The sequence below is a fragment of the Siccibacter colletis genome, assembly GCF_000696575.1.
GTDB lineage: Bacteria > Pseudomonadota > Gammaproteobacteria > Enterobacterales > Enterobacteriaceae > Siccibacter > Siccibacter colletis.
Map to the genome: position 1 here is coordinate 30,959 of NZ_JMSQ01000006.1, position 13,300 is coordinate 44,258.

Sequence of the window (13,300 nt, forward strand, 5' to 3'; positions counted from 1 at the left end):
GATTGGCGACGGCATACGGACGAAACGGCGGGCGATTTTATTTCTACGCAAACGGTTTCGTCGGCGCGCCGTATTCTCTATAATGACGCCCGTTTTCCCCTGCGCCCACTGACAGCGCTGCGCTGGCGCTGCAAAGACGAGAGACTTATGATGGAAATTCTGCGTGGTTCGCCCGCCCTGTCTGCATTCCGTATCAACAAGCTGCTGGACCGTTTCACGGCACTCAACCTGCCGGTGACCTCGGTTTATGCGGAATACGTTCACTTTGCCGACCTTAATGCGCCACTCAGTGCGGATGAACACAGCCGCTTAGCCCGCCTGCTGCAGTATGGCCCGAGCCTCAGCAGCCATGAACCGCGCGGTACGCTGCTGCTGGTGACGCCGCGTCCGGGCACCATCTCTCCGTGGTCATCGAAAGCGACCGATATCGCCCATAACTGCGGTCTGGCGCAGATCAACCGCCTTGAACGCGGCGTAGCCTGGTATGTCGTCGCCGACTCCCTGAACGATGCGCAGTGGCAGGCGCTGGCCGGCGAGCTGCACGATCGCATGATGGAGAGCGTGTTCGGCTCGCTGAACGAGGCGCAGCAGCTGTTTGCTCATCACTCCCCGGCCCCGGTGCAGAGTGTGGATCTGCTGGGCCAGGGCCGCGAGGCGCTGATGGAGGCCAATGTGCGTCTCGGTCTTGCGCTGGCGGAAGATGAAATCGACTATCTGCAGGATGCTTTTACCCGTCTGGAGCGCAACCCGAACGATATCGAACTCTATATGTTCGCGCAGGCCAACTCAGAGCACTGCCGCCATAAGATCTTCAACGCCGACTGGATCATCGACGGCGAACAGCAGCCGAAGTCGCTGTTCAAAATGATCAAAAACACCTTCGAGAAAACCCCGGAGCACGTACTGTCGGCGTATAAAGACAACGCCGCGGTGATGGAAGGTTCCCCGGTGGGCCGCTTCTTTGCCGACCACAGCGCCGGGCGCTACGACTACCATCAGGAAGAGGCGCACATCCTGATGAAAGTGGAAACTCATAACCACCCGACCGCCATCTCTCCGTGGCCGGGTGCCGCCACCGGCTCCGGCGGCGAGATCCGCGATGAAGGCGCCACCGGACGCGGTGCCAAACCGAAAGCCGGGCTGGTGGGCTTCTCAGTTTCCAACCTGCGTATCCCGGGCTTCGAACAGCCGTGGGAAGAGGATTTCGGCAAGCCGGAACGCATCGTTACCGCGCTGGATATCATGACCGACGGCCCGCTGGGCGGCGCGGCGTTTAACAACGAATTTGGTCGTCCGGCCCTGACCGGCTACTTCCGTACCTACGAAGAAAAAGTCACCAGCCACAATGGCGAAGAGCTGCGCGGCTATCACAAGCCGGTGATGCTGGCAGGCGGTATCGGCAACATTCGCGGCGAGCACGTCAGAAAGGGCGAAATTACCGTCGGCGCGAAGCTGATCGTACTGGGCGGCCCGGCGATGAACATCGGTCTCGGCGGCGGGGCGGCCTCCTCAATGGCGTCTGGTCAGTCCGATGCGGATTTAGATTTTGCCTCGGTACAGCGCGACAACCCGGAAATGGAACGTCGCTGTCAGGAAGTGATCGACCGCTGCTGGCAGCTCGGCGATGCCAACCCGATTCTGTTTATTCATGACGTCGGTGCCGGCGGCCTCTCTAACGCCATGCCGGAGCTGGTGAGCGATGGCGGCCGCGGCGGACGCTTCGAGCTGCGCGGCATCCTCAACGACGAGCCCGGCATGAGCCCGCTGGAAGTGTGGTGTAACGAATCTCAGGAGCGCTACGTGCTGGCGGTGGCGCCGGAGCAGCTGGCGCTATTCGACGAGCTGTGCCGCCGCGAGCGCGCACCTTACGCGGTGATCGGTGAAGCCACCGAAGAACTGCACCTGACCCTCAACGACAGCCACTTCGACAACCAGCCGATCGACATGCCGCTGGACGTGCTGCTGGGTAAAGCCCCGAAGATGACCCGCAACGTGACGCGCCAGCAGGCCAGCGGCCAGCCGCTTGAACGCCGCGGGATCACCATTGCGGAAGCGGTGAAGCGCGTGCTGCACCTCCCGACGGTGGCGGAGAAAACCTTCCTCGTCACCATCGGCGACCGTACCGTCACCGGCATGGTGGCGCGCGACCAGATGGTTGGTCCGTGGCAGGTGCCGGTTGCTAACTGTGCGGTAACCACCGCCAGCCTCGACAGCTACTACGGCGAAGCGATGTCGCTGGGCGAGCGCGCGCCAGTGGCGCTGCTCGACTTCGCGGCTTCTGCGCGTCTGGCAGTTGGTGAAGCGCTGACCAATATCGCCGCTACGCAGATCGGCGACATCAAACGCATCAAGCTCTCGGCAAACTGGATGGCGGCAGCGGGCCATCCGGGCGAAGACGCCGGGCTGTATGAAGCGGTAAAAGCGGTGGGTGAAGAGCTCTGCCCGCAGCTTGGCCTGACCATTCCGGTGGGTAAAGATTCAATGTCGATGAAAACCCGCTGGCAGCAGGGCGACGAGCAGCGTGAGATGACCGCGCCGCTGTCGCTGGTGATCACCGCGTTTGCCCGCGTGGAAGACGTGCGCGGCACCGTAACACCGCAGCTTGCCACCGAAGACAACGCCCTGCTGCTGATCGACCTCGGCAAAGGCCATAACGCGCTGGGGGCCACTGCGCTGTCTCAGGTGTGGCGTCAGCTGGGCGATAAGCCCGCAGACGTGCGTGACGTGCAGCAGCTGAAAGGCTTCTATAACGCCATGCAGGCGCTGGTAGCGGATCGCAAGCTGCTGGCCTGGCACGACCGCTCCGACGGCGGCCTGCTGGTCACCCTCGCAGAGATGGCCTTCGCGGGTCACTGCGGTGTTGAGGCAGACATCACCCGCCTCGGCGACGACGCGCTGGCAGCGCTGTTCAACGAAGAGCTGGGCGGCGTGATCCAGGTGCGTGCCGCCGATCGTCAGGCGGTGGAAGCGGTGCTGGACGCGCACGGCCTCGCCGACTGCGTGCACTATCTCGGCAAGGCGGTAGCAGGGGATCGCTTCACGCTGATCGCCAGCGGCGACACCGTCTTCAGCGAAAGCCGTACCACGCTGCGCGTCTGGTGGGCGGAAACCACCTGGCAGATGCAGCGCCTGCGTGATAACCCGGCGTGCGCCGATCAGGAGCACGAGGCGAAATCTAACGACAGCGATCCGGGCCTAAACGTGAAGCTGTCGTTCGATATCAACGAAGACATCGCGGCACCGTACATCGCCAAAGGCGCACGCCCGAAAGTAGCGGTACTGCGCGAGCAGGGCGTTAACTCCCACGTGGAGATGGCCGCGGCGTTCCACCGCGCGGGCTTTGATGCCATCGACGTACACATGAGCGACCTGCTGGCCGGTCGTCGCGGTCTGGACGATGTCCAGGCGCTGGTGGCGTGCGGCGGCTTCTCCTACGGTGATGTGCTGGGTGCGGGCGAAGGCTGGGCAAAATCAATTCTGTTCAACGAGCGCGTGCGTGACGAGTTCCAGACGTTCTTCCACCGTCCGCAGACCCTGGCGCTGGGCGTGTGCAACGGCTGTCAGATGATGTCCAACCTGCGCGAGCTGATCCCGGGCAGCGACTTGTGGCCGCGCTTCGTGCGTAACCAGTCCGACCGCTTTGAAGCACGCTTCAGCCTGGTGGAAGTGACCGCCAGCCCGTCGCTGCTGCTGCAGGGGATGGTCGGGTCGCACATGCCGATCGCCGTTTCCCACGGCGAAGGGCTGGTAGAAGTGCGCGATGCGGCACACCTCGCCGCGCTGGAGAGCAAAGGCCTGGTGGCGCTGCGCTTCATCGATAACTTTGGGGCGGTGACCGAAACCTATCCGGCGAACCCGAACGGCTCGCCGAACGGGATCACGGCGGTGACCAGCGAAAGCGGACGCGTTACCATCATGATGCCGCACCCGGAGCGCGTATTCCGTACCGTGGCGAACTCCTGGCATCCGGAAGAGTGGGGCGAGGACAGCCCGTGGATGCGTATCTTCCGTAACGCCCGTAAGCAGCTGGGCTAACCGGACAAGGGGAGCGAAACGCTCCCCCTTTTTTATGCAGATCGCTATTTCTCTCGCTGCGTTCATGCTGTTACTTTTAATCTGTGATATACCCCGCAAATGTGTCGGCAATTTGCGACAGCGCCAGTCAGTAACTGTCGCCAAAAGGTGACATTTAAGTTATTGATTTATAATGACTGCGCAAGGCGACGTTTGGAGTGTTGTTTTTTGACGACAGGCCGGTGAAAAAACGTGCGCGATCTTCGTGGCTCGATTTAATTAATAATCACTTTAATATCAGTTAATTATAATTAAATTTTCAAAAGTGGCACGCATCCTGCTAGATAATACTCAGTGGCTCATTCACCTTCTTATGTCAGACCCTTCGGGAGCGCTACATAAACCTCAGAATGACGCACAACAAGGTGCCTGCCGTCCAGCTGCTGATTATCGCAATGCGTTATCAAACTTCGGGCGACACGTTGAGTAAGGCACCGCCTCATTTCACACGAAAGGCAGGGTAATTACCCTGCCTTTCGTGTTTCTGCCATTCGGCGCTTCCCACGCGTGCCGCACTCCGCTAGCATCCGGTTATTCCTTTTATCGCGAGATAACATGTTGAAACGCTGGCCTGTTGTATTCCCTCGTTCACTGCGCCAACTGGTAATGATGGCCTTTCTGCTGATCCAGGTGCCGTTGCTGGTGCTGGCCTGGCAGGCGTGGCAGAGCCTTAACGCCCTGAGCGATCAGGCCGCGCTCACCAACCGCACCACGCTGGTGGATGCCCGTCGCAGCGAAGCCATGACCAATGCCGCGCTGGAAATGGAGCGCAGCTACCGTCAGTACTGCGTGCTGGACGACCCGACGCTGGCCCGCGTTTACCAGAGCCAGCGCAAGCGTTATGCCCAGATGCTGGATGCCCATTCCGGCGTGCTGCCGGATGAGATGCTCTATCAGGCGCTGCGGCAGAACCTCAACGATCTCGCGCTGTTACAGTGTAAAAACAGCGGCCCGGACAGCGCCGCCGCCGCCCGGCTGGAAGCCTTTGCCAGCGCCAATACCGAAATGGTGCAGGCCACCCGCGCCGTGGTGTTCTCGCGCGGACAGCAGCTCCAGCAGGAGATCGCCGAGCGCGGTCAGTTCTTTGGCTGGCAGGCGCTGATCCTGTTTCTGGTCAGCCTGGCGCTGGTGCTGCTGTTTACCCGCATGATCATCGGCCCGGTGAAGGGGATCGAGCGGATGATCAATCGTCTCGGGGAAGGGCGCTCGCCAGGTCATACCGTGGCGTTCAAGGGGCCGCGCGAGTTGCGTTCCGTCGGGCAGCGTATTATCTGGCTCAGCGAGCGTCTGGCGTGGCTCGAATCCCAGCGTCACCAGTTCCTGCGCCATCTCTCTCACGAGCTGAAAACGCCGCTGGCGAGCATGCGCGAGGGCACTGAGCTGCTGGCCGATCAGGTCGCCGGCCCGCTGACCGCCGGGCAAAAAGAGGTGGTGGATATACTGGATACCAGCAGCCGTAACCTGCAAAAGCTGATTGAACAGCTGCTGGACTACAACCGTAAACTGGCCGATGCCCAGGTCGAGCTGGAGCAGGTTGAAATCGCGCCGCTGGTTGATATGGTGATCGCTGCTCACAGTCTGCCGGCGCGGGCTAAAATGATGCATACCGACATCGCCCTTGAAGCGCAGGTGTGTCTGGCGGAACCGATGCTGCTGATGAGCGTGCTGGATAATCTCTATTCCAATGCGGTGCACTACGGCAGTGAATCCGGTACCATTTATATCCGCAGTTACACAGCCGGATCGCGGCTGCGGATTGAAGTCGCAAATACCGGAACGCCGATCCCCGCGGCTGAGCGGGAGATGATCTTCGAACCTTTCTTTCAGGGAAGCCTGCAGCGCAAAGGCGCGGTCAAGGGCAGCGGCCTGGGGCTGAGCATCGCTCAGGACTGTATTCGCCGCATGCATGGCGAGCTTCGTCTGGTGGAAGAACACGGCGCCGATGTCTGTTTTCGCATCGAGCTGCCTGTCCCTGAGCCGGAAACACCACAACAATGAGTCTGGACCTTATGAATTTACTGCGGCCCGTTTTGTCGCGCCTGAAACGCCCACGTCTTCTCCGCTCGCTGCTGTGCCCGGCGCTTGCCGGGATGCTGCTCAGCGGCTGCGTTGCCCATCCGGTGAAAAGCTCGCTTAAAAACAAAAATGAACCGCAGCTTCCGGATCATCAGCTGGCTGATTTTCTCTCCACCGACTGTCAGGACATCTGGCAGCTTGGCGGGCACAGTATTGAGACCAACCCGCTCTACTGGCTGCGCGGTATGGACTGCGCGCTGCGTCTGTCGCCGGTGGATGCCCGCGCCGAGGCGCGCCTGTGGTCGGCATACAGCTGGCAGGACACCTTCAAGCGCGGCATTTTACTGGCGAACGCCAGAATCAACCCGACCGAGCGCCGCGGCTTTATTACCGCGCTCGACGATCTGAGCCCCGGCATCCCGGCGCAGGTGCGCCCGCTCTACCAGGTGTGGCGCGACGGCCAGGCCTCGCTGCTGCAGCTTTCCGATGAGCGCACGCGCTACAGCAAGCTGCAGCAGAGCAGCGACAGCGAGCTGGACACTCTGCGCCAGCAGCAGCAGCACCTGCGCAGCCAGCTCGATCTGACCACGCGCAAGCTGGAAAACCTCACCGACATCGAACGCCGGCTGTCGTCGCGTAAACCGACCAGCAGTTATATGCAGGACAACACTCATCCGAACGGGGGCGAGAGCAAAGATGCCCCGGCGGCGGAGGATATCACCACGCCGGACAACAGCAGCACCGGTTCTGCCCCGGAGGAACTGACGCCATGACGCAACGCAAGCCTGCCCGTCTGCTGCTGGTGGATGACGATCCCGGGCTGCTGAAGCTGCTCGGCATGCGTCTCACCAGCGAAGGGTACAGCGTGGAGACCGCGGAAAGCGGAGCCGAAGGGCTGCGCGTACTGACGCGCGAGAAGATCGACCTGGTAATAAGCGATCTGCGCATGGATGAGATGGACGGCCTGCAGCTGTTTGCCGAAATCCAGAAGCTGCAGCCCGGCATGCCGGTGATCATCCTTACCGCGCACGGCTCAATCCCGGATGCGGTGGCCGCCACCCAGCAGGGCGTGTTCAGCTTTCTCACCAAACCGGTGGATCGCGACGCGCTGTACAAGGCGATAGACGATGCGCTACTGCACACCGTCTCCAGCAGCGATGATGCCTGGCGCGAGTCCATCGTCACCCGCAGCCCGATTATGCTGCGTCTGCTGGAGCAGGCGCGCATGGTGGCGCAGTCCGACGTCAGCGTACTGATCAACGGCCAGAGCGGCACCGGGAAAGAGATCCTCGCCCAGGCGATCCACAACGCCAGCCCGCGCAGCAAGAAGGCGTTTATCGCCATCAACTGCGGCGCGCTGCCGGAGCAGCTGCTGGAGTCCGAACTCTTTGGTCACGCCCGCGGTGCCTTTACCGGCGCGGTAAGCAGCCGGGAAGGGCTGTTCCAGGCCGCCGAAGGGGGCACGCTGTTCCTCGATGAGATTGGCGATATGCCGATCCCGTTACAGGTGAAGCTGCTGCGCGTCTTGCAGGAGCGCAAGGTACGCCCGCTGGGCAGCAACCGCGATCTGGATATTGACGTGCGCATTCTCTCGGCCACCCACCGCGACCTGCCGAAGGCGATGGAGCGCGGCGAATTTCGTGAAGATCTGTTTTACCGCCTCAACGTGGTGAACCTGAAGATCCCGGCGTTGAACGAGCGTGCGGAAGATATTCCGCTGCTGGCCGCCCATCTGCTGCGCCAGTCGGCGGATCGCCACAAGCCGTTCGTGCGCAGCTTCTCGACTGACGCCATGAAACGCCTGATGACCGCCAGCTGGCCGGGCAACGTGCGCCAGCTGGTGAACGTCATTGAGCAGTGCGTGGCGCTGACGTCCGCCCCGGTGATCAGCGATGCGCTGGTGGAGCAGGCGCTGGAAGGCGAAAACACCGTGCTGCCGACCTTTGTTGAGGCAAGGAATCTGTTCGAACTGAACTATTTACGCAAAATTCTGCAAATCACCAAAGGCAACGTCACCCATGCTGCGCGCATGGCCGGGCGCAACCGCACCGAATTCTATAAACTGCTGTCGCGTCATGAACTTGATGCCAACGACTTCAAAGAGTAGTTTCGCCATCCATTGGCGCTAAGAATATGATAGGGTGAGCAACCGATTACGTACCCATGATGAACACCTGACGGGCGAAGAGAGTTAAGGACCACCATGAAAAAGATTGATGCGATTATTAAACCATTCAAACTGGACGATGTGCGCGAAGCGCTGGCGGAAGTGGGCATCACCGGTATGACCGTCACCGAAGTAAAAGGCTTTGGTCGCCAGAAAGGGCACACCGAACTCTATCGCGGTGCCGAGTACATGGTGGACTTCCTGCCGAAGGTGAAGATTGAGATCGTGGTGCCAGACGATATCGTCGAAACCTGCGTCGATACCATCATCCGCACAGCTCAGACCGGAAAAATCGGCGACGGTAAGATTTTCGTCTTCGACGTGGCGCGCGTGGTGCGTATCCGTACCGGCGAAGAGGACGACGCGGCGATTTAATCTCGTGCTCGCAAAAAAAAGGCAGGTCTGAGACCTGCCTTTTTTGTTGGGCTTTTGCGGTAAAAATTACAGTACCTTATGCGGCCCGAAGCACTCGTAGTGGATGTGGTCGCGATCCACGCCCAGCGCCACCAGCTGCTGCGCGGCAAACTGCATAAAGCCGACCGGGCCACAGAGCCAGAAAGTCATGGCCGGATCGCTGAACGCGCTTTGCTGGCTCGCCAGCTCCATCAATCCTTCGCTGTCAAAACGCACCGCCTCGCGGTCCGCCTCGGCTGGCGTCTGATACCAGACGTGAGAGGTGAAACGCGGCAGTTTCGCACCCAGCGCCGCCACTTCATCGGCAAAAGCATGCACTTCGCCATTCAGCGCGGCGTGGAACCAGTTAACCTGGGCCGGATGCGCATTGTTCGCCAGCGTATCCAGCATCGCCAGCATCGGGGTCTGGCCGACGCCAGCGGAGATCAGCGTCACCGGGGTCTGTGGCGTAGCGTCCAGGAAGAAATCCCCGGCCGGGGCGGCAACCTGTACCACATCGCCAACGCGCGCGTCCCGGTGCAGCCAGTTCGACACCTGGCCGCCATCTTCGCGTTTTACCGCAATGCGGTAGCTGCGGCCGTTGGGGCTGCGGGTGAGGGAGTACTGACGGATCTCCTGGTGCGGGAAGGCGTCCGGCTTCAGCCAGACTGCGAGGTACTGCCCCGCACGGTAATCCGCCACCGCGCCGCCATCAACCGGCTCCAGCTCAATGCTGGTAATCAAAGCGCTGCGCGGGGTTTTGTCGACGATGCGGAACGCACGGGTGCCTTCCCAGCCGCCCCGTTTGCTGGCGTGCTCCTGATAGATCTCGGCTTCGCGATTGATAAACACCTGCGCCAGCACGCCATAGGCTTTGCCCCAGGCATCCAGCACCTCCTGACCCGGACTCATCAGCTCGTCAATGGTGGCCAGCAGATGGGTTCCCACGATGTTGTACTGCTCAGGTCTGATAGAGAAGCTGGTGTGCTTCTGGGCGATTTTTTCCACCGCCGGCAGCAGCACGGCCAGATTTTCAATATTGGTGGCGTAGGCGCAGATGGCATTAAACAGCGCTTCACGCTGGTCGCCGTTACGCTGGTTACTCATATTGAAAATTTCTTTCAGTTCCGGATTGTGCTGGAACATGCGGTCATAGAAATGGGCGGTAAGTTTTGGCCCGGTCGCGGCAATGGCGGGAATGGTGGATTTCACGATGGCGATGGTTTGCGCGTCTAACATGGCAGGTCCTTTTTAATGTTGCATTTTAAATGCATGTTATAAGCGATACCCCTGCGTTGTAAAGGGGAAATACGCGGCCAGGGTAAAAACGAACGTGAAAAATCGACATCTCAAAAATGAAAAGAATTCGTGAAATCATGCCGGAATTATGTGTGGTCAAAGCCTTACGCGGCGCGGAGCCAATCGTTTGCGTAAAAAGCTTTGTCAAGACCTGTTATCGCCCCTTTAATCAGTTATACTGTGGGCCGCTGCCGACGGGGCAATGGCCTCAGGCGAAAATAAATACTGTTAGCTGAGTCAGGAGATGCGGATGTTAAAGCGTGAAATGAACATTGCCGATTATGATGCCGAACTGTGGCAGGCTATGGAGCAGGAAAAAGTACGTCAGGAAGAGCACATCGAACTGATCGCCTCCGAGAACTACACCAGCCCGCGCGTGATGCAGGCGCAGGGCTCTCAGCTGACCAATAAATACGCGGAAGGCTATCCGGGCAAGCGCTACTACGGCGGCTGCGAATATGTGGATATCGTTGAGCAGCTGGCGATTGACCGCGCAAAAGCGCTCTTCGGCGCTGACTACGCTAACGTCCAGCCGCACTCCGGCTCACAGGCTAACTTCGCGGTCTACACCGCGCTGCTGCAACCGGGCGATACCGTGCTGGGTATGAACCTGGCGCAGGGCGGCCACCTGACACACGGCTCCCCGGTTAACTTCTCCGGCAAACTGTACAACATCATTCCTTACGGTATTGATGAGACCGGTAAAATCGATTACGAAGACATGGCGAAGCAGGCGCAGACCCATAAACCGAAGATGATCATCGGCGGCTTCTCGGCTTACTCCGGTATCGTTGACTGGGCGAAAATGCGTGAAATCGCTGACAGCATCGGCGCATACCTGTTCGTTGATATGGCCCACGTGGCAGGTCTGATTGCCGCTGGCGTCTACCCGAACCCGGTTCCGCACGCCCATGTCGTCACCACCACAACCCATAAAACCCTGGCGGGTCCGCGCGGCGGTCTGATCCTCGCCAACGGCGGCAGCGAAGAGCTGTACAAAAAACTGAACTCTGCGGTGTTCCCGAGCGCGCAGGGTGGCCCGCTGATGCACGTTATCGCGGCGAAAGCGGTCGCGTTGAAAGAGGCGATGGAACCGGAGTTCAAAACCTACCAGCAGCAGGTGGCAAAAAACGCCAAAGCGATGGTAGAAGTGTTCCTGAACCGTGGCTATAAAGTGGTGTCCGGCGGCACTGAAAACCACCTGTTCCTGCTGGATCTGGTGGATAAAAACCTGACCGGTAAAGATGCTGACGCAGCCCTGGGCCGCGCCAATATCACCGTGAATAAAAACAGCGTGCCGAACGATCCGAAGAGCCCGTTCGTCACTTCCGGCATCCGTATCGGTTCGCCGTCTGTGACCCGCCGCGGCTTTAAAGAAGCGGAAGTCAAAGAGCTGGCTGGCTGGATGTGCGACATTCTCGACAACATCCATGACGACGCGGTTATCGAGCGCGTAAAAGCTAAAGTGCTGGATATCTGCGCCCGCTTCCCGGTTTACGCGTAAGCGTACGCCATCTGAAAAAGCCGCCGCGAGCGGCTTTTTTTATGCCTGCAGGAGGGCACATGCGTATTCAGACCTTTGCGCAGCTGACCGGGCTGTCGGTTCATACCCTGCGCTATTACGAAAAACTCGGCCTGTTGAGTCCGGGGCGTAACGCCAGCGGTCACCGCGACTACCGGCAAAGCGACGTTGACTGGGTAAACTTCATCAAGCGGCTGAAGGCCACCGATATGCCGCTGGAGGCGATCCAGCGTTACGCGCAGTTACGCAGCGCGGGCGACAGCACGCTGGCCGAACGGCGCACGCTGCTGGCGCATCACGCTGAGCGGCTGGCCCGGCGGCTGGCCGAGCAGCAGGCGCATCTGCATCAGCTTGAAGTGAAAATGGCCTGGTATGATGACGCGCTGCTGAAAAACAGCGCTTGACCTGGAGTTAACTCGAAGCTTTACCGTTGTCTCCACATTCAACAAGGAGACATCATCATGACCCCATCCCGCTATGACACCGGCCTCGCACGCCTTGCCGCCATCGACGGCGCTGCCGGCGAAAAGGTGATCGCCGCACTGGCCGACATCGCGCCGGATCTCGGCAAATACGTGATTGAATTCGGCTTCGGCGACGTCTACAGCCGCCCGGGGCTGGATGTGAAAAGTCGCGAACTGGCGACCATTGCCGCGCTGACTGCGCTCGGTCACGCCCAGCCGCAGCTGGCGGTGCACCTGCACGCGGCACTTAACGTCGGGTGCAGCCGCGAAGAAATTATTGAAGTGATTATCCAGATGGCGCTGTACGCCGGTTTCCCGGCGGCGCTGAATGCGATGTTCACCGCTAAAGCGGTATTTATCGAGGCGGGTATTCAGTAAAACTCCCTGCCGCAAGGGCAGGGAGTGCGGTTACGGCTGCGTCTTGTCCGCGGTGCGGGTGTCGAAATCTGACGCGTCGTGACGCTCATGCAGCTGCGACGCCGGATCGCCAGAGAGACGATTCACCATCCGCCCGCGCTTCACCGCCGGGCGGCTCGCCACCTCTTCAGCCCAGCGCACCACGTTCTTATACGATTTCACGTCGAGGAACTCGGCGGCCTCGTAGATACCGTCCAGCACCAGCGCGCCATACCACGGGAAGATGGCGATATCGGCGATGCTGTACTCATCCCCGGCAATAAAGCGGCGAGTCGCCAGCTGCTGGTCCAGCACGTCGAGCTGGCGCTTGGCTTCCATTGAGAAACGCTCAATCGCGTATTCGATTTTCAGCGGCGCATAGTGATAGAAGTGCCCGAAGCCGCCGCCGAGGTACGGCGCCGAGCCCTGCAGCCAGAACAGCCAGTTCAGCGCTTCGGTGCGGCCGGCATGGCTTTTCGGCAGGAAGTGACCGAACTTATCCGCGAGATAGAGCAGGATTGCCCCGGATTCAAACACGCGCAGCGGTGGGGTTTGCGAGCGGTCTTCCAGCGCCGGGATCTTTGAGTTCGGGTTCACGCCCACAAAGCCACTGCCAAACTGATCCCCGTCGCCGATGCGGATCAGCCAGGCATCATACTCTGCAGCGGTAACGCCCAGCGCCAGCAGTTCCTCCAGCAGGATCGTCACCTTCTGCCCGTTTGGCGTCGCCAGCGAGTAGAGCTGCAGCGGATGTTTGCCCACCGGCAGCGCTTTATCGTGGGTCGCCCCGGAAACCGGACGGTTAATGGATGCCCAGGTGCCTGCGCCACCCTGTTTCCAGGTCCAGACTTTTGGCGGTTGATATTGATTTTCCGACATATTCGTTGCCCCGTTTGCCTGTTGTGAAGCTTCGAGTGTAGCAGGAAGCACAGGGCGGGTTTAGCAGGATGCGGCGTTAACACTGCCGCG

10 protein-coding genes are annotated in these 13,300 nt (G+C 60.2%); 8 read left to right on the forward strand and 2 right to left on the reverse strand.

All coding sequences use genetic code 11. The features are described from left to right. Positions 1–147 precede the first annotated feature (147 nt). From purL to glnB, 5 genes are all read left to right on the forward strand, one after another. The gene (gene purL, locus ET34_RS0105835; protein ID WP_031520279.1) at positions 148–4,035 is read left to right on the forward strand and encodes a phosphoribosylformylglycinamidine synthase; all 3,888 of its coding nucleotides are present in this window, start codon (positions 148–150) and stop codon (positions 4,033–4,035) included. A 597-nt stretch (positions 4,036–4,632) separates the two neighbouring features. Further along, positions 4,633–6,072, forward strand: a complete 1,440-nt coding sequence (gene qseE, locus ET34_RS0105840) for a two component system sensor histidine kinase QseE/GlrK (RefSeq protein WP_169738117.1) — start codon at positions 4,633–4,635, stop codon at positions 6,070–6,072. Then, on the forward strand, positions 6,069–6,863 hold the full coding sequence (gene qseG, locus ET34_RS0105845) for a two-component system QseEF-associated lipoprotein QseG (protein WP_051640487.1): 795 nt from the start codon (positions 6,069–6,071) through the stop codon (positions 6,861–6,863). The genes qseE and qseG overlap by 4 nt, the downstream gene beginning before the upstream one ends. Next, positions 6,860–8,197 (forward strand): two-component system response regulator GlrR, encoded by a 1,338-nt coding sequence (gene glrR, locus ET34_RS0105850; protein ID WP_031520285.1) that lies wholly within the window; start codon positions 6,860–6,862, stop codon positions 8,195–8,197. Before qseG ends, glrR begins: the two co-directional genes overlap by 4 nt. A 96-nt stretch (positions 8,198–8,293) precedes the next feature. Further along, positions 8,294–8,632, forward strand: a complete 339-nt coding sequence (gene glnB / locus ET34_RS0105855) for a nitrogen regulatory protein P-II (RefSeq protein ID WP_012906673.1) — start codon at positions 8,294–8,296, stop codon at positions 8,630–8,632. 66 nt (positions 8,633–8,698) lie between these two features. On the opposite strand, the gene hmpA is transcribed toward glnB, so the two are convergent. Then, on the reverse strand, positions 8,699–9,889 hold the full coding sequence (gene hmpA / locus ET34_RS0105860; protein ID WP_031520288.1) for an NO-inducible flavohemoprotein: 1,191 nt from the start codon (positions 9,887–9,889) through the stop codon (positions 8,699–8,701). Between the two features lie 310 nt (positions 9,890–10,199). Between hmpA and glyA the strand changes: the two genes are divergently transcribed. From glyA to ET34_RS0105875, 3 genes are read left to right on the forward strand one after another with little or no spacing between them, the layout of a single operon-like run. Then, complete coding sequence (glyA, locus tag ET34_RS0105865; RefSeq protein ID WP_031520290.1) at positions 10,200–11,453, forward strand: serine hydroxymethyltransferase; 1,254 nt, start codon at positions 10,200–10,202, stop codon at positions 11,451–11,453. Positions 11,454–11,512: 59 nt separating this feature from the next. Then, positions 11,513–11,875 (forward strand): MerR family transcriptional regulator, encoded by a 363-nt coding sequence (locus ET34_RS0105870; protein WP_031520292.1) that lies wholly within the window; start codon positions 11,513–11,515, stop codon positions 11,873–11,875. Between the two features lie 57 nt (positions 11,876–11,932). Beyond that, the gene (locus ET34_RS0105875) at positions 11,933–12,313 is read left to right on the forward strand and encodes a carboxymuconolactone decarboxylase family protein (protein ID WP_031520294.1); all 381 of its coding nucleotides are present in this window, start codon (positions 11,933–11,935) and stop codon (positions 12,311–12,313) included. A gap of 30 nt (positions 12,314–12,343) precedes the next feature. Here the strand turns inward: ET34_RS0105875 and yghU are convergent, their stop codons facing one another. Then, positions 12,344–13,210, reverse strand: a complete 867-nt coding sequence (gene yghU / locus ET34_RS0105880; protein ID WP_031520295.1) for a glutathione-dependent disulfide-bond oxidoreductase — start codon at positions 13,208–13,210, stop codon at positions 12,344–12,346. Positions 13,211–13,300 lie beyond the last annotated feature (90 nt).